The sequence below is a fragment of the Salegentibacter echinorum genome (assembly GCF_900129445.1).
Taxonomy (GTDB): Bacteria; Bacteroidota; Bacteroidia; order Flavobacteriales; family Flavobacteriaceae; genus Salegentibacter; species Salegentibacter echinorum.
The window spans coordinates 280,327-297,798 of sequence record NZ_FQVT01000004.1 but is presented as its reverse complement, the minus strand read 5'-3'; the positions used below and the strand labels follow the sequence as shown (position 1 = coordinate 297,798).

Sequence of the window (17,472 nt, the reverse complement as noted above, 5' to 3'; positions counted from 1 at the left end):
GAAATCCCTTTAAAAAGTTTACGATTGTAAAAATCTGGTATTTTAACAGCATCTAAGTAAATTTTTAACATAAAAACATTATTTCTGAAGTATCTTTATAAATAAAACATATTACTATGAAGAGATTACTTTTAACTACTTTATGTCTCCTTGGCTTCCTTGGATTTCAAGATTTACAGGCACAGGAACAGGAACAATCAAAAAAAGGTATAAACTTTCCAAAAATGGACACGAGTCCAATGGATATGGTAGCCTATCGCAATGATAATAATGAAATTTTAATGCGGGTTATATATAGCCGCCCCCAAAAGCGAGATCGGGAAGTATTTGGCAAACTGGTACCCTATGGAGAAGTTTGGAGAACCGGCGCAAATGAAACAACCGAAATCGCCTTTTATAAGGACATGGAAATTGGTGGAAAAACCTTTGACGCCGGCACTTATGCCCTCTATACCATTCCAAACGAGAAAGAATGGACTATTATTCTAAATAAGAGTCAACATACCTGGGGAGCTTATGAATATACCGATGAGAAAGACATGGTTAGAATTAAAGTTCCCGTTAGAAACCTGGATCATCCATTGGAGAATTTCTCTATGACTTTAGAACCAGCTAACAAAGACAAAGGAATCAACCTGCTTATGGGATGGGACAACAAATATGTAAAAGTTCCATTTAGCCCGGCAGGATAAATAACAAACCTTTTTAAGGTTAGTATTTATTTATAAAATCACACTAGACCTCACAGTTTTTAATCCCGCATAGCTCCAGACGGTTATTGGGACAAGACCGTGAGGTCTCTTAGCGTAGCGACTTATTTTCTAAGGAATATTTAGATATTTATGGGTTTGCAGCGAAACTTTCCACTTGGGGTTTTCCATCACAAAATCAACTATTTGTGGCATCATTTTTTCCCTGTTGCTCCATTCTGGTTGTAGGTACAAATGACAATCTTTACTTACTTTCGCGGCTTGTTCTTCTGCAAATTTAAAATCGTGCTTGTTAAAGACAATCACTTTAAGTTCATTAGCCAACGGATAAATTTCTTCTGTAGGTAATTTAATTTTTTTGGGCGACAGGCAAATCCAGTCCCACTGTCCTGTTAATTTATAAGCTCCCGATGTTTCTATATGAATCGCACAGCCTTTTGCTTTTAAAGCCCCGGTAAGCCTTGTCATATCCCAGGTTAAGGGCTCTCCACCGGTAATCACAATTGTTTTACTTTTGGCTATCGCATGCTCCACAATTTCGCCAATATGCGTTGGCGGATGAATAGCCGGGTCCCAACTTTCTTTTACATCGCACCAGTGACAGCCCACATCGCAGCCCCCAATGCGTATAAAATATGCTGCGGTACCTTTATGATATCCTTCTCCCTGGATGGTATAAAATTCTTCCATAAGCGGAAGCATTATCCCATCATCTACCAATGTCTTCGTCTCTTCTGTAATCATAACCGGCAAAGATACGAAATCCCTTATTTTTAAATCGGGATTTATAGGAATTACTTAAGGGTTGTAATTATATCGGGAAGAGAAAAGATCGCAATTAGATTCTGCCATAGAAGAAAATTTGCGGTTAAGCTTTATTTTACCCAACCTCAACAAAAGAAAAGGTTTACTAATCTTCAGTAAAAGGCAAGAAACCACCTCGAGAAAAGCTTCGGAACTTCCATCAAGTATAGAAGCAAAACTTAATATTCGGATGCTTTCATCTTAGAATCAACGCATTATTTATTTCAAACTCTGTCCCAAATAAATCTATCAAATTGCCGTTTATAACTGCATATTTCAACTCTCCTTCCTTCTGAAGAAATAAATTTGCACCTAATGCATCTGAAACCTCAAAATCTTCAGCAACAATATTTATAGGTAAGTCAGAAAATTTTTGTTCCGGAAGTTCCTTTAATCGCACATAAGCGAACCCACTTTTAAGCAGTTCTTTAATATCCTCTTTTTTTAATTCAGCAATATCCTGAAAGCTTTCCGTATAAACTTTTCCTTTTATCAATCTATACCCAGTAGCATCTAAGGTTTTATAGGCATAATTGGTAGAAAGGTCACCACGATCTGCAATATACCCACGCTCATAATAGTGAAGACTATCAAGTTGAACCTCCCGCCTATTAAGCCCCAAATCTAAAATATAATCGTTTCCTTTTAATTCGCAGGTAAGTCCGGTTAACTTAAGATCAAATAGCTTACGATCGTTATGGGGAATTTCCTCATACTTTTTAACCGCTATATCTTTATAACTTTTATTGGCAATGGTAGAAATAGCAGAGAGGATACTTACAAAGTTTAATTTTCTAATCTCCTGTTTTTCGGGATCGTTGGGATAACCACCAGATTCGATTAAAATAGTACTGGTACCCCATTTTTGAATGTTATCACCAAAAGCTCTGGGTTCAAAATCGTCATTATACCGTGCCACCTGCCCGGGCGCATATTCCTGTAGTACTTTATTCATTGCTACAATGATTTTCATGGCATTTCCACGCACTTTATTTACAGACTTTTCGTAATTATAAGCCGGAGCCAAAAATGAAACACTAGCCGGTTTTGGTGTTCTTTCGGCATTGTAATAAGTACTTTGATCGTGCAGGTTAAATCCAAAATCGGCGTCCAGGCTATCGCGAACTCTTTTTAAGATTTTACCCGCCGGGGACTGCAATCTTAACGCATCCCGGTTTATATCTATTCCCAGGGCATTTCTACGTTGAAAATGCTGTGCCCCATCGGGATTTAACATAGGAAGGAAATGCAGTGTTACCTCACTTAATATTTCCTGTTTTTCTTCGGAAAAAGCTTCAGCATCAAAAAAATTGAGCAGATCAAAAATAGCCATTGTAGCAGTAGATTCGTCACCGTGCATTTGTGACCATAAAAAAACATTGGTATCGCCCGTTCCCAGGGAAATGAGGTTTAAGGTACGTCCTTCTATAGACTCTCCTACTTTTTTTACTGTGAAGCCTTCTTTCTCGCTAAACTTTTTAATTAAAGGTAGTATTTGACTATGGGTAAACCTTCTTTTCTCAATACTGGCTTCTTTAAAATCATTGTAGGCATCAAAAAGATCTTCGTGAAATTGTTCTTGAGCTGAAGTTATATTGAATATCATTACAGCAAATAAAAAAAGACCAACTCTTATTTTAATAATCTTCTGCATTTCTTTTATTTTTTGGGTACTGACTTGAAGTTTAATTCTTTCGTATTCTCTCTAACTTTTCGCATAAAATCTACACCGGGATCGGTTTTTTGAGTGCGATAACCATCGTCTTTTTCCAGCCATAATTCGTGACCTTCAAAATTTGGATATTCGTAATGTCCCAGGAGATAATCTATCTCATATTTTTTACTCAAATACTTTACTAAAACGATATTGGCTTCCAGCTGGGCATTGGTTAGCGGTGTATCTTTTGTTCCTCCTACATTTTCAACACCAATTGCAGCATGATTTAAGCCAATTACGTGCCTGGCCATAGTGGTCTCTGGCATTAACCTATAAATGGTGCCATCACGATCTACCAAAAAATGTGCAGAGACATTTAAAGCTCCGGCTTCCTGAATATCCTGCCGAGCACCGGGTAATTTTACAGGATTAAATGCCCTAAAGGAACCCTCTAAATCTGGAATCGCCGTCCAGTGTAAAACAATCATTTTTGGAACAATTTCAGGATAAGATTTTTCCAAACCATAGCGATCTTCTAAATAATCAAGGCTAAGCTGCGTGCGTTCTTCATTAAAAATAATTGGCCTATCTATAATATTTGGTTCAATTGACCCCGATTTACATCCTAGCACGAGAAAACAAAATATGATCAATGCATTTTTCATCCTTAAATTTTTAAATGAAAATCTCCCGTTTTCACCGGGAGACCTTCAACATAATCAATTTCTAAACTATTGAAACTTTATTTTTAATGCTTTTAGCAGTTTATTCATCCCACCAAACTTTGCCGTAAATACTATCATCACCGTTAAATTGACGCCCCACGGCTGCCTCATAATTAGCTTCATTATTAAAAGCTTCATTATCTGGGTAGCTTAAGCGGGTAGGAATTTCGTTTCCATTGGGTTCTACCAGGTCATTGGGATAGCCTGTCCTTCTCCATTCAGACCAGGCTTCATAACCAAACATATAAAGATGTACCCACCGCTGATTGGAAATTTGCTCCAGCGCATTACCAGCATCAAAAGCAATTTTAGGATTTGCCAGGAAATCTCCAGCTCCATCAGAGCTTCCTGTCCATTGTTCAATAGAGGCTTCAACAGCCATATTATAATTTGTTTCAGCATCTTCTTCAATCCAACCACGATGTGCTGCTTCAGCTTTTGCGAATAAAACCTGGGCATAAGTTACCAAATAAACCGGCGCATCCTGTGCAAAGATCTTTGAGCCAAGTAAGGCAAATTCTTCAGTTCCAATATTGTCTTCTTCTCCAAACTTCAGTCCGGTATATTCCCCGGTTTCCCTGGCCGGATCGCCATACACAGCTAACCTGGGATCGTTTACGGGTTTCATTTCTTCTACTAAATTTTCAGATAATGCCCACCATTCCCGGTTTCTTTCTACAACCTGGCTATACCAGTAATTCTGGTTATTGGCGTCTGCCAAATGTTCAAACACCAGGTTGTCATCATTTGAAGTAAAAACACCGGCACTTAGGGCAGCCGAAAATTCGGTTTTAGCCATCGCCGGGTCAACTTCAGAAAGTCTCAAAGCCATAAACAGTCTTATGGTATTGGCAAGCTTTTTCCACTTATCCATATCACCGCCATACACAATATCATTGGTAATGCTCCCCGAAACCATCATACTATTGGCTTCTTTTAATTCAGCAAACAAATCATTATAAATAGACTCTTGCGTATCGTAAGCCGGGGTAAAATTATCGGCTCCCTGTAGCGCTTCGCTATAAGGAATATCGCCCCAACGATCGGTAAGGTTCCAGTAATAATAAGCCTTTAAAATTTTGGCCACGGCCAATTGATTATCAATAGGACCATCGGCAGCATTGAGATCTTCAGCATCCAGTACAGTTTGCAGGTTTTCTAAAGGTCCCTGGTAATATCCGTAGAAACTAGTACTTTCTTGCGGGTATAGGGTTAGGCCAACATATTGCGTCTCGGCAAGGTATTGTGCCATCGACGATCCTTTAGGAGACGAAGCCAGCCCGGGAAGGCTTAGCTGTGCATTGGCAATTAACTGGGTGCCCGAAGCCTGGTTGGGTAAATTTGGATTTTTATTGATGTCTTCATCAAAATCACTACAGCTCCCCAACAAAAAGCCTGAAATTAAAAATAATATATATGCTTTTTTCATTGTGCTAATTTTTTAAAATGTAATGTTAAGGTTAATTCCGTAAGATCTTACTGTAGGCAATTGCCCAGATTCATACCAGCTTATAGACTGACTTCCGGTAGAAATAGAAGAAGGATCTATCCCATCTGGCGCTTTTTGCCAAATCATTGCAGGATTACGGGCAATTAATGCCACATTTACTGCATCAAACGGTAAACGATCTATTAAGTTTTTTCCAAAATTATAACCTAATTTCACTTCGCGTAATTTAATGTAGGAAGCATCATATAACCACTCCTCATAAATTCTTCTTCCTACAACATTTCTGTAATAAGACCTTGCATTTACATAAGCCTCTACTGGCTCACCTGTTTCCGCAGAAATTCCGGTAACCTTTACACCACCGCCATCTTCTAATGGATCCCTCACGTTTTGTCCTCTATCATTTATTTGAACAGTAATTGGATCCTGCCCGGTTCTTACCCCCAGCTGTTTCGATCGGCTAAAAAACTGCCCACCACCCTGAAAATCTATCATTGCAGCCAGGCTAAAGTTCTTATAGCGAAAAGTATTTTGAAAACCTCCTGTGAAATCTGGTAAAACTGAACCAAAATTATGGGTAGCATCGGTGTATAAAGGCATATTGTCTGAACCTAATAAGATTTCGCCGGTAGCTTCATCACGCTGATAAGCCTGTCCCACTAAACTACCAAAAGGCTCGCCTTCATAAGAATTTAAATAAGTAGTAACGCTAGAATAGGTTGATGAACCATAGGTATAAACATCGATTCCCGGGGCTAGCTCCACCACTTCACTTTTGTTGCTGTTAATATTAAAAACGGCATCCCATAAAAAATCTTCGGTTTTAATTGGCTGTCCGGTAAGGGTGATCTCAAACCCCTGGTTTTGGATAAGTCCTGCATTAATAGTACTTGAAGAATACCCACTTGCTCCTGAAACATCCAGGTTAATAATTTGGTTTTTATTCTTTTGCATGTAATACGTAAAATCCAAACCTAACCTATTTTTAAAGAACCGCATATCCAGCCCTGCTTCATAAGAATGAGAGAAAGAGGGTTCAATATCTGGATTATTTAAATTATTTGGCACAAACAAAGTGTTAGTGCTGCCATATACGGTACCCACTCCAAAAGCCGGTGTAGTTCTATACGGACTAAGGTCTGACCCAGCCTGGGCATAACTCGCTCTTATTTTTCCGAAGCTAAGCGGCTCCCAGTCGGTTAATTCACTAAAAATCATACTTCCAGAAACAGAAGGATAATAATAAGAATTATTGTCTTCTGGCAGTGCAGATGAATTATCATTTCTTATGGAAGCATCAAGAAAATAGGTATCCTGGTACCCCAAAGAAACCATCGCAAAAGCACTTCTTATCTGTTTTTCCAATAAATAAGAAGTAGTTTCGGGACGGTCAATGGAAGCTTCTATATTGTAAAAACCGGGAGATGATAAACCTCCTACGGTTTCCATATATAAATATGAATATTTTCGACTAAAAATGTTTCCTCCCAAAGTGGCATTTAGAGAAAACTCATCAAAATCTTTGTTGTATTGCGCGAGCAACTCATAGTTCCATTCTTTGTTTTGATATTTACCCACAGAATATTCTGGCGTATCTGTACCTCCAAAAGCCTGGCGACTTTCTATATTTTGCGTGTACATATCAGATCTTATCGCTCCAGAAATTTCAAGCTCTGGGGTGATCTGGTATTTTAAAGAAACATCCCCAAAAAGCCTATCCCGCCTATCTTCCGAAGTATTTTCATAAGCGTTAAAATAAGGGTTGTTCCAATATAAAGGATCAAAATTTGTGATTTCCCCGGTTGTAGAGCTGGGGTTTCGCAAGTTCCAGTGTAAAAAAGTACCGTCGTCATATTTGTAATCCTTTAAACGCTTCATATCCAAATTACGCTGAAACCATTGGTTTAGATAAGCTGCTCCAACTTCAGAACCCTGGCCCGGTCTTCTGGCATCGTTCCTGGCATAGTTAATATTGGTGGTTACTGTTAAATTTTCAACTAAATCTAAACTGGCGCTTAAACTCAGGTTATTCCTATCTAAGTAAGAATTTGGCTCCACGCCCTCAATTCTCGTATCATTCAAACTCAACCTATAAGTAGTATTTTCATTTCCGCCGGAAACGGTGATTCCGTTATTAAGATTATAACCGGTTTCATAATAATTTTCAATATTATCTGGATGCGGAACAAATGGTGTTAACTGTCCATAAGTTGGATCTTGCGGATAAAAACTAAAAACCTGCCGCACCGGGGTGCCGTCCATTCTTGGTCCCCAACTTTCATCTACACTCACCGCAACATAAGGGTCGCCATTAGGTAAGGTAGAAAAAGACTGGCTGGAGCCTCCTCCATACAAATTTTGTTTCGGAAGAAAATCTGCAGCGTGTTCTAAAGTAAAAGAAGAATTAAGTTGCACCTGTACATCTTTAACGCCCTTTTTTCCTTTCTTGGTGGTAATCATAATCACCCCATATTGACCTCTAATTCCATATAAAGCTGAAGCCGCAGGCCCCTTTAAAACGTTTACCGAAGCAATATCGTTGGGATTTACATCCTGCCCCAGGTTTCCATAATCTGCGCCGTCACTACCGGAGAAATTCGCGTTTGAGATTGGTGTTCCATCTACCACGATAAGCGGTTGGTCGCCCCCACTAATTGAATTTACACCACGAATCTTTATTTTTTGAGTTCCACCCATACTGGCGCCAGATGATCCTGTTACCTGCACCCCGGCTACCCGCCCGGCTAATGACCCCAAAACATTCTGTTCATTGGTAAGATTTATATCTTCCCCATCTACCTCCTGGGTAGCATAACCCAAAGATTTTTTATCCCGGGAAATACCAAGTGCGGTGACTACCACTTCGTCCAGTCCCTCTAAATCTTCAACCATAGCGACATTTATTTCGCTTCTTCCATTTACGGCTTGTTCCTGGTCTTCAAAACCTAAGGAAGAAAACACTAATGTAGCATCGGCTGCTACATTAATTGCATAGTTCCCGTTCATGTCTGTCACCGTCCCCTGGTTGGTTCCTTTTACCACGACATTCACGCCCGGTAAAGTCATCCCATCACTGGCTACGGTTACTGTACCACTCACTTCCCCTTGCTGCGCCATCATATTGAAGGCCTGAAAAAACAACAACAAGGCAATACATGTAATTTTGTTTCTCATTCTTTTTGTGTTAAATTTTCTGAATTAAAACTTAAATATATGCAAACTTCTGTATTTAGCGCAAGTTATTCGAGAAATAACCTCAAAAAGAGCCAAAAACACCTATCTCATGCAAGGAAAAACCTCAAAATTCAATAAAATATCCCATTTCTTAAACAATGATTAAATTTCTCGATATATATTAGCTATTTAAATTATTTCTTATTAAAAAAAATAAACAAACTGTACTCATTTAATTAAACCCCTGTATTGTGAAATGTCTGCACCTATTTCGTAACCTTTTAAAATTTAGTCTATTTTTATGTTTAATTTTTATTTTAAACGCCTGTGCTGCTAACCGAAAAATTAAGAAACCACTTGATGATATATTTGAGAATTCATTGGTCTTTAAAAAAGGTTTCGTTGGTTTTAAATTAATTGACCCAGCGGAAGAAAAAGTGCTCTATCGGCATAATGCCCATAAATATTTTACGCCGGCTTCAAATACCAAGCTCTTTACTTTTTATGCCGGTTTAAAGATGTTGGGAGATTCGGTGCCGGCCTTACACTATATAAAGCAAAATGACACACTTTTCTTTAAAGCAACTGGGGATCCTTCTTTTTTGAATGATGAATTACCAGAATCACAGGTGTATAAATTTTTAAAAGACAGCCAGGAGCAATTGGCTTATGTACCACCATATTTCACCGAAAAACATCTCGGCCCGGGCTGGGGTTGGGATGACTATAACGCCTATTATTCTGCCGAACGCAGTGCCTTTCCTATTTATGGGAACTTAGCCCATTTTCAGTTTCAAAAGAATAAAGAATTCCCAACGGTAACTCCCCGAATTTTTCAGGACTCTATCGCTGTATCAATGCAAAGAAAAGACGGTTCTGGTTTAAAAAGAGCTCTGGAAAAAAATCGGTTTGATTTTAATAATAAAAATAAGGGAGCCAGTTTTTCTCAAAATATCCCTTTAAAGTTTTCTTCGGAAACATTTATTAACCTCCTTGCCGATACCCTTAAGAAACCGGTTGCTTTATTGGAAGATCCAGAAAAAGCCAAAGAATTAACCCAGACGCTTTACAGTATTCCTGCAGATAGTATTTATAAAAAGATGCTAAAAGTAAGTGATAATTTTATAGCTGAACAAATTCTCTTACTAGCAGCCCAAAAAACCTCTGACACTCTAAAATCGCAAATCGCCATAGATTATATGAAAGAGTTTTACCTAAAGGACCTGCCAGACGAGCCTATGTGGTACGATGGCTCGGGGCTTTCCCGATACAACCTTTTTACGCCGGCTAGTATAGTAAAGCTTTTAGAGAAGATCAAAGAAGAAGTGCCGGAAGAAAAATTACTTGATATGTTGCCGGCCGGCGGACATTCTGGAACAATCAAAAATTATTACAAAGCCGATAAACCCTACGTTTTCGCCAAAACTGGAACGCTAAAAAACAACCACAGCCTTAGTGGATATTTAAAAACAAAAAGCGGTAAATTATTAATTTTCAGTTTTATGAATAGTAATTACACCGTTCCAACTAAAGTTTTAAAAGCAGAAATGGAGCAGGTGCTGCTTAACATTCGCGATAATTACTAACTTTAAATTCCAAAATTCATAGATCATGCAGCGTAGAAAATTTATTCAAAATATAGGAATAGGGAGCCTGGCTTTTCCCCTGGCAAATTTTAGTGATTTTGAGACTGGTTTTAAAAAGAGCGATATTATAATCCCGAAGGGACTAAAAGAAGGAGACACTATAGGAGTAATAAGTCCATCGAGCGCTATTTTTGAAACCGAACCTTACGAAATCGCCCGGGAAAGCCTGGAAGCCATGGGGCTAAAAGTGAAATTTGGAGAATTTACCAAGGCTCGCTACGGGCACCTGGCCGGCACCGATATGGAAAGGGCCGAAGAGCTAAATGAGATGTTTAAGGATAAAAATATTGATGGTATCATGGCTCTTCGTGGCGGCTCTGGTGCAGCCCGAATTTTAGATAAACTGGATTATAACGCTATAAAAAATAACCCTAAAGTTTTTATGGGATATAGCGACATCACTGCGTTGCATCTCGCAATCTATGAGAAGACAGGACTGGTTACCTTCCACGGACCTCTGGCGGTTTCTACCTGGAACTCTTTTAGTAGTGATTATTTTAAGCGACTGCTTTTTAACAAAGAGGAAATTACATTTTCCAATCCTACCGCCAAAGGCGATAACCTCGCACAAACAACTAACAGGATTAGAACTATAACTCCCGGGAAGGCATCCGGCAAGCTAATTGGCGGCAACCTTTCAGTATTAACCGGGATTATGGGTTCCCCCTATTTTCCCACAAACTGGGAAGACAATATTTTATATTTAGAAGATGTAGGGGAGCAAATTTATGCTGTAGATCGCATGATGAGTCAGTTGCAATTGGGAGGAGTTTTAGATAAAATTAGCGGCTTTATTTTTGGAAAATGTACCAATTGTAAACCCGGCGGTTCCGGTTATGGGTCACTTACTATGGAAGAAGTGATAGACCATTATATAAAGCCTTTGGAGATTCCTGCCTTTTCGGGAAGTATGATTGGACATATAGATGATAATTTCACCATTCCCAACGGTCTGGAAGCCAGAATAGATAGTAAAAAAGGCAGCATTAAATTGTTGCAGGCTGCCGTCAAATAGCTATTTTAGTGAGGAAATTAAGTAAAACCGACTTATTTTTGTGAACATTCTTATTTTTTAAAAATATTAAAACGTGGATAAAACCCGGGAATTTATAACACATATTAAGAAATCCTACCAAACTAAAGGAGATTTTATCCATTTGGGTGCAGCCATGCAAAATGGCAAAACCTATGCCGATGCTGCCGTAAAGATTCCTTTAAAAACGATGAACCGTCACGGTCTCATCGCCGGGGCCACGGGAACCGGAAAAAGTAAAACCCTGCAAATCCTGGCAGAAAACCTATCGCAAAAAGGTGTACCGGTTTTACTTATGGATGTAAAGGGGGATTTAAGTGGAATAGCTAAAGAATCTTCAGGAGAAGCTTTTCTGCACGAAAGACATGAAAAACTGGGCTTCCCATTCGAAAAAGCCAAATCCCCGGTTGAATTTCTTACAATTTCAGAACAGGACGGTGTTAGGTTGCGGGCTACCGTTAGTGAATTTGGTCCTATCCTCCTTTCTCGAATTTTAGATGCCACACCAACGCAAGAAGGTGTGCTGGCGGTAATTTTTAAATATTGTGACGATAATCAACTTCCTCTTTTAGATCTAAAAGATTTAAGAAAGATGCTTCAATACGTCACCAATGAGGGACGCGAAAATATTGAAGAGGACTACGGAAGAATTTCTAAAGCTTCCACAGGGGCTTTATTACGAAAAATTGTTGCCCTGGAACAACAGGGAGCCTCGCGTTTTTTTGGGGAACGCTCTTTTGAAGTACAGGACCTTACCAGAAAAGATCAAAACGGGAATGGGTTTGTGAATATCATGCGTCTTACCGATATCCAGGATAAACCCAAGCTGTTTTCAACATTTATGTTAAGCTTACTTGCCGAAATTTATAACACTTTCCCCGAAGAGGGTGACAGCGACAAACCAAAATTGGTGCTATTTATAGATGAAGCTCATCTTATTTTTAAAGAAGCTTCAGATGCATTGCAGGATCAAATAGAAAGCATCGTAAAATTGATTAGGTCTAAAGGAGTCGGCTTGTACTTTGTCACACAAAACCCTACCGATGTTCCTTCCGAAGTATTGGGACAACTGGGATTAAAAATTCAACACGCATTAAGAGCATTTACGGCCAAAGACCGTAAGGCCATTAAATTAACTGCAGAAAACTATCCCATTTCAGCATATTACGACACTAAAAATGAACTCACTTCACTGGGAATTGGAGAAGCCCTGGTTTCGGCATTAGATGAGAAAGGAAGGCCGTCTGCCCTGGCAGCTACTATATTAAGGGCGCCAATGAGCCGAATGGATGTACTTACCGAAGGCGAATTGGAAGAACTTATTGCATCTTCTAAATTAAAAGCTAAATACAGCGAAGATATTGATCGCGAGAGCGCTTACGAACTGTTGAACAAAAAAATTGAAGAGGCAACAGCAAGGGAAGGTAAAGAGAAAGCGGCAGCAGAAGCAGAAAAGTTGAAAAAAGTAAGTAAAACTACTTCAAGGACTTCAAAAAAAAGCAAAGGAGCTTTGCTCAAGGTACTCACCAGCGCAGCATTTATTAGGGGCGTGATGGGGGTTTTAAATAAATTATTGAAATAAAAAGTTAAATACAGCAATTCATATTTGTAGCCTCCTGGGAGGTATAAAATTAAATTATAGATCAATGAGAAAATATTTATTACTCGTAATAGGATTAAGCCTGGGATTTACCTCCTGCCAGAAAGAAGAGGATAATCCATTTAGAATTACTGCCAACCAGGTGGGACCGGTAAAGAAAGATGTTAGAATAAACCAATTGGATTCTATTTTTGCTGAAGATTCCCTGGTAAAGCAAAAAAGCGGCACTCGTGAATTGCGCGCTACCGATGAGATTAAAGTATTTGAAAAAGGCGGAAAAGCTTTAATGATCCTGGAACCTTTACAGGAGTTTGACACTACAAGTACCGTAGGTTATATTAGGGTTTTAGACCCACGTTACAAAACCAAAAGCGGGCTCAATACCAACAGTACGTTTAAAGATGTTATGGAAAACTACAACATCTCCCGAATTGAAAACACCTTAAATGCGGCAGTTGTTTTTATCGATGAAATTAATGTTTACCTTACTATAGATAAAAAAGAACTTCCCGCCGATCTTAGGTATGACACCAACTCTAAAATTATGGCCTCTCAAATTCCCGATGATGCAAAAATCAAATACTTTATGGTTTACTGGGAGTAAGGGATGTGTTTTACAATCACTATTGTTCGGTATAGAAACAAGCATGATCGCGGCTAAAAAAAGAGTAAAGACTAAACTCTAACTAACTGAGAATCCTGTTTTTTCACAAGGAATACTTATCAACCAACTCTTTTCGTTAAGATTTCTAATAACAAGGAGGTTAATCAGGAAATCGCTTGTAGAATTTGCTATAATGAGCACTTGCTAATTGGATGTCATTTTATTGCACATTAGTGAAGATAAATATAATGAATATCTAAAAACACGTTAATTCCCATTTCCACCAAAAAACTTTATTTATCTTTAAATTACTAACGAATACCGATTTTAAATATATTTTCATGTTAAATTGGTATAAAACCTTTAATTATGATTAAAACCTTAGGAATAATCTTAACCGTAGGAGGAGCTATAGCACTAGTTATGGGGATTCTGGGAATTTTTGGAAGTATTGGTCTGGCGATAAGCCCCTGGGCTTTAGCCATTATAGGCTTTATATTTTTTATTTCGGGAATCTCTCTAATAAAACGGCGCAAAGATACCGATGAGCCTAAATAGAATTAAAAAAGGTGCCTTTTCGGGCACCTTTTTTTTGAGCAGTATAACAACAGGTTAATCTACATTATCATGTAGAAAAGAATTATTTCTTCTAAAATGAAGATCATCATTATCATCTTTTCCCAGCGAGGTTCGGGATAACTTCCCTTCCCCGGGATTAGAAGAGTCTAAATCTACTCCCTGTCTTTTGTAAGCAGGTTGCTTTTCTATCTCATCAATTCGCGCGGCATTACTTCTAAATTTGTAATTAAATTCCTTCATTTTCGCTCTTCGTTCTGCAGCGCGTTCTATCAAAACCTCAGAAATAGGATTATTCATTGGGTCTTCATCTCCTTCTTCCTGGGGTGCTTCCGGTTCCTTTTTAGGTTGCGGCTTTACTGTTCTTTTCTCAAAAGCTACAGTTTCATCTTTAGGTTCTTCCTTTTTTTTAGGTTTTGAACTCTCTAAAGATTGCTCTACTTCCATATAATCGTCTAAACTATAGCGCTTTTCTGCCTGGGTTGAACCTCTGGTTTCCCCGGTATTTACTTCTACCGGTTCATTAACCTCTATATTTTTAGACTTATCCTCTTCTAATTGATGCCTTACTTCCTGCCTGGGCTTTTCTGTTCTTTCTTCCGGTTTGTTTTCTTCTTCTTCCTGATTGATAGGAAAATCGAAAGTGAACATAAATTGGTCATCATTTTCGTCCTGTATTTCTTCCGGCTCGTTTACCTCAACACTTCTAGTTTCTTCTGAAGTATCATTAATGATAAAATCCTCTGGATTTACTTCTTCAGCAGTCACTTCCATATCGCGGGCAGCCTGTGGAGTATTATATAACTCTTCCTCTTTTGTGTGAATATTTCCTACCGCATCTACTTCTTCCACACTATCATCTAAAGTATGCACAACTTTACTCTTCGGCTGTTCTGCCTGGGTTGCAGGTTCTTCTTTAGCTTTAGTACCCAACTCGGCATAAGAAGAACGTGTTTTCTTCGGATTTAAATTTTGCTCGGCTTTCTGCTCATCTTCCAGAGTATGGATTATCTTTTTGGTTTCAGTATTAACTATTTCGTTTTGCTGCTCTACGTTAAATCCGGTGGCAATAATAGTTACCGAAATAGCTCCTTCCAGGCCTTCGTCTTCCCCAACACCCATAATAATGTTGGCACTGTGACCTGCTTCTGCCTGGATATGATCGTTTATTTCCCCAATTTCATCAATCGTGATTTCTTCGGAACCTGAAACAATAAGTAATAGCACGTTTTGTGCTCCTGTAATCTTATTGTCGTTTAACAATGGAGAGTCTAAAGCCTGTCCAATCGCATCCTGGGCCCTGCTGGCACCTGTGGCCTGGGCAGACCCCATAATTGCAGTACCACTGTTGCTCAATACGGTTTTAGCATCCCTAAGGTCAATATTTTGCGTGTAGTGGTGGGTTATTACTTCGGCAATCCCCCTGGAAGCTGTGGCCAATACTTCATCGGCTTTAGAGAAACCGGCTTTAAAACCAAGGTTTCCATACACTTCTCTAAGCTTATTATTATTAATTACCACCAAGGAATCTACGTGGCTTCTAAGGTTTTCTACCCCTACCTGGGCCTGTTCGTTTCTCATCTTCCCTTCAAACTGAAAAGGAATAGTAACGATACCCACGGTAAGAATATCCATTTCCTTTGCCTGTTTAGCAATAACAGGAGCGGCACCGGTACCGGTTCCCCCTCCCATTCCGGCGGTGATAAATACCATTTTGGTATTTACATCCAGCATTTGCTTGATCTCATCGAAGCTTTCTACCGCGGCCTGCTCTCCAATATGTGGATTGGCTCCCGCACCTAAACCTTCGGTAAGGCTCACCCCTAACTGTATTTTGTTGGGAACGGGACTATTATCCAAAGCTTGTGCATCTGTGTTACAAACTACGAAATCTACTCCTTTTATCCCTAATTGGAACATGTGGTTTATGGCGTTGCTACCGCCACCACCTACACCAATAACTTTAATGACGTTCGATTGATTCTTAGGTAAATCGAATGCAATGTTGTCGAATTCTGTACTGCTCATAAATTCTGTTTTACTGGTTTTATCTTATACTCACTACGTGAGGTTATACTTTTTATTTTTTCGATTAAAAGCTTTTAAAGCCTATATCGAAATATTCTACTCTGCGTTATCTAAAAAATCTTTAAACTTCTCGGCCCATCGATCAAAAATACTTTTTCTCGGGGGACGTTTAGGAGCTTCTTCATCTTGTTTAAGATCATCTTCTTCAGCTACTTTCTGCTCAAAATCCTTCTGTAGCTCCTCTTCTTCTTTTTCTCTTTCTTCCTTACTTTTAAGTACTGCTTCTTCCTGAAATTTCTTCTCGCCGTGCTCCAGGCTATTCATTACCAGGCCAACTGCTGTAGCATATACAGGGCTCGTGGTCTCGCTATCATTGCTACCTGCAAGGTGTTCATTGGGATAACCAATCCTGGTATCCATTCCTGTAATATATTCGGCCAGCTGCTTAAGATGCTTTAATTGTGCGCCGCCACCCGTTAAAACCATGCCGGCAATCAATTTTTTCTTTTGCTCTTCGTGACCGTAATTTTTTATCTCCAGGTAAACCTGTTCAATAATTTCTACCACGCGGGCGTGAATAATTTTAGAAAGGTTTTTTAAGGTTATTTCCTTAGGTTCCCTTCCGCGAAGTCCGGGAATAGAAACAATCTCATTATCCTTATTTTCTCCCGGCCAGGCAGAACCAAACTTAATCTTTAACAGCTCGGCTTGCTTTTCAATTATAGAACAACCTTCTTTTATATCTTCGGTAATCACATTTCCTCCAAAAGGAATTACCGCGGTATGCCTTATCAAGCCATCTTTAAAAATGGCCAAATCTGTGGTACCACCACCTATATCTATTAAGGCTACCCCGGCTTCTTTTTCTTCCTGACTTAAAACTGCATTCGCAGATGCCAATGGTTCTAAAGTCACTGCGGAAAGTTCTAAGCCGGCGCTTTTAACACACCGCCCTATATTTCTTATGGAAGAAACCTGCCCCACTACAACGTGGAAGTTTGCTTCCAACCTTCCGCCATACATTCCAATAGGCTCTTTGATTTCGGCCTGTCCATCTACCTTAAATTCTTGCGGTAAAACGTGAATAATTTCCTCTCCCGGCAACATTACCAATTTATGAACCTGGTTACATAAACTGTGAATATCATCGGCATCTATAACATCTTCCGGTTTAGGCCTGGTAATGTAATCGCTGTGTTGCAGGCTTCTTATGTGTTGCCCGGCAATTCCTACTACCACATCACTTATTTGTAATCCAGAATCTGCTTCTGCTTCTTGTATGGCCTGTTGTATAGACTGGATAGTTTGCGTAATATTATTTACCACACCACGGTGTACCCCGAGGCTTTTAGATTTCCCAATCCCTACAATCTCTACCTTTCCATATTCGTTCTTAAGCCCAATCATGGCCACAATTTTAGTGGTCCCTATATCTAATCCTACGGCTATCTCCCTGTGTTCCATA

General features: G+C 39.1%; 13 protein-coding genes. 6 read left to right on the top strand and 7 right to left on the bottom strand.

Going from position 1 to position 17,472, the window contains the following annotated elements; all coding sequences use genetic code 11:
- Window positions 1-116: 116 nt before the first annotated feature.
- Window positions 117-692, top strand: coding sequence for a DUF2911 domain-containing protein (locus tag BUA71_RS09135; RefSeq protein ID WP_072878922.1), 576 nt, complete (start codon window positions 117-119; stop codon window positions 690-692).
- Between the two features lie 129 nt (window positions 693-821).
- Here the strand turns inward: BUA71_RS09135 and BUA71_RS09130 are convergent, their stop codons facing one another.
- From BUA71_RS09130 to BUA71_RS09110, 5 genes are all read right to left on the bottom strand, one after another.
- Window positions 822-1,454: a 7-carboxy-7-deazaguanine synthase QueE gene (locus BUA71_RS09130; RefSeq protein ID WP_072878920.1), complete on the bottom strand. Its 633-nt coding sequence runs from the start codon at window positions 1,452-1,454 to the stop codon at window positions 822-824.
- 256 nt (window positions 1,455-1,710) lie between these two features.
- A complete protein-coding gene (locus BUA71_RS09125; protein ID WP_072878918.1) occupies window positions 1,711-3,168 on the bottom strand; it encodes a M14 family metallopeptidase in 1,458 nt (485 codons plus the stop codon).
- Window positions 3,169-3,173: 5 nt separating this feature from the next.
- A complete protein-coding gene (locus BUA71_RS09120) occupies window positions 3,174-3,836 on the bottom strand; it encodes a peptidoglycan recognition protein family protein (RefSeq protein ID WP_072878916.1) in 663 nt (220 codons plus the stop codon).
- Window positions 3,837-3,936: 100 nt separating this feature from the next.
- A complete protein-coding gene (locus tag BUA71_RS09115; protein ID WP_072878914.1) occupies window positions 3,937-5,325 on the bottom strand; it encodes a SusD/RagB family nutrient-binding outer membrane lipoprotein in 1,389 nt (462 codons plus the stop codon).
- A gap of 12 nt (window positions 5,326-5,337) precedes the next feature.
- Entirely contained in the window at window positions 5,338-8,520 is a 3,183-nt protein-coding gene (locus BUA71_RS09110; protein ID WP_072878912.1) for a SusC/RagA family TonB-linked outer membrane protein, read from the bottom strand.
- 251 nt (window positions 8,521-8,771) lie between these two features.
- On the opposite strand from BUA71_RS09110, the gene dacB reads away from it, so the two are divergent.
- The 5 genes from dacB (at window position 8,772) to BUA71_RS09085 (ending at window position 13,961) form a co-directional block, all read left to right on the top strand.
- Window positions 8,772-10,106: a D-alanyl-D-alanine carboxypeptidase/D-alanyl-D-alanine endopeptidase gene (gene dacB, locus BUA71_RS09105; protein ID WP_245812561.1), complete on the top strand. Its 1,335-nt coding sequence runs from the start codon at window positions 8,772-8,774 to the stop codon at window positions 10,104-10,106.
- A gap of 25 nt (window positions 10,107-10,131) precedes the next feature.
- Window positions 10,132-11,181, top strand: coding sequence for a S66 peptidase family protein (locus BUA71_RS09100; RefSeq protein WP_072878910.1), 1,050 nt, complete (start codon window positions 10,132-10,134; stop codon window positions 11,179-11,181).
- Window positions 11,182-11,254: 73 nt separating this feature from the next.
- Complete coding sequence (locus BUA71_RS09095) at window positions 11,255-12,781, top strand: helicase HerA-like domain-containing protein (protein ID WP_072878908.1); 1,527 nt, start codon at window positions 11,255-11,257, stop codon at window positions 12,779-12,781.
- 64 nt (window positions 12,782-12,845) lie between these two features.
- A complete protein-coding gene (locus BUA71_RS09090) occupies window positions 12,846-13,403 on the top strand; it encodes a hypothetical protein (RefSeq protein ID WP_072878906.1) in 558 nt (185 codons plus the stop codon).
- Between the two features lie 369 nt (window positions 13,404-13,772).
- Window positions 13,773-13,961 carry a hypothetical protein gene (locus tag BUA71_RS09085; RefSeq protein ID WP_072878904.1) on the top strand — a complete coding sequence of 63 codons (189 nt, stop codon included), beginning with the start codon at window positions 13,773-13,775 and terminating at the stop codon, window positions 13,959-13,961.
- Window positions 13,962-14,015: 54 nt separating this feature from the next.
- Here the strand turns inward: BUA71_RS09085 and ftsZ are convergent, their stop codons facing one another.
- Entirely contained in the window at window positions 14,016-16,007 is a 1,992-nt protein-coding gene (gene ftsZ / locus BUA71_RS09080) for a cell division protein FtsZ (RefSeq protein WP_072878902.1), read from the bottom strand.
- A 96-nt stretch (window positions 16,008-16,103) separates the two neighbouring features.
- Window positions 16,104-17,471: a cell division protein FtsA gene (gene ftsA, locus BUA71_RS09075; RefSeq protein ID WP_072878900.1), complete on the bottom strand. Its 1,368-nt coding sequence runs from the start codon at window positions 17,469-17,471 to the stop codon at window positions 16,104-16,106.
- Window position 17,472: the final 1 nt, after the last annotated feature.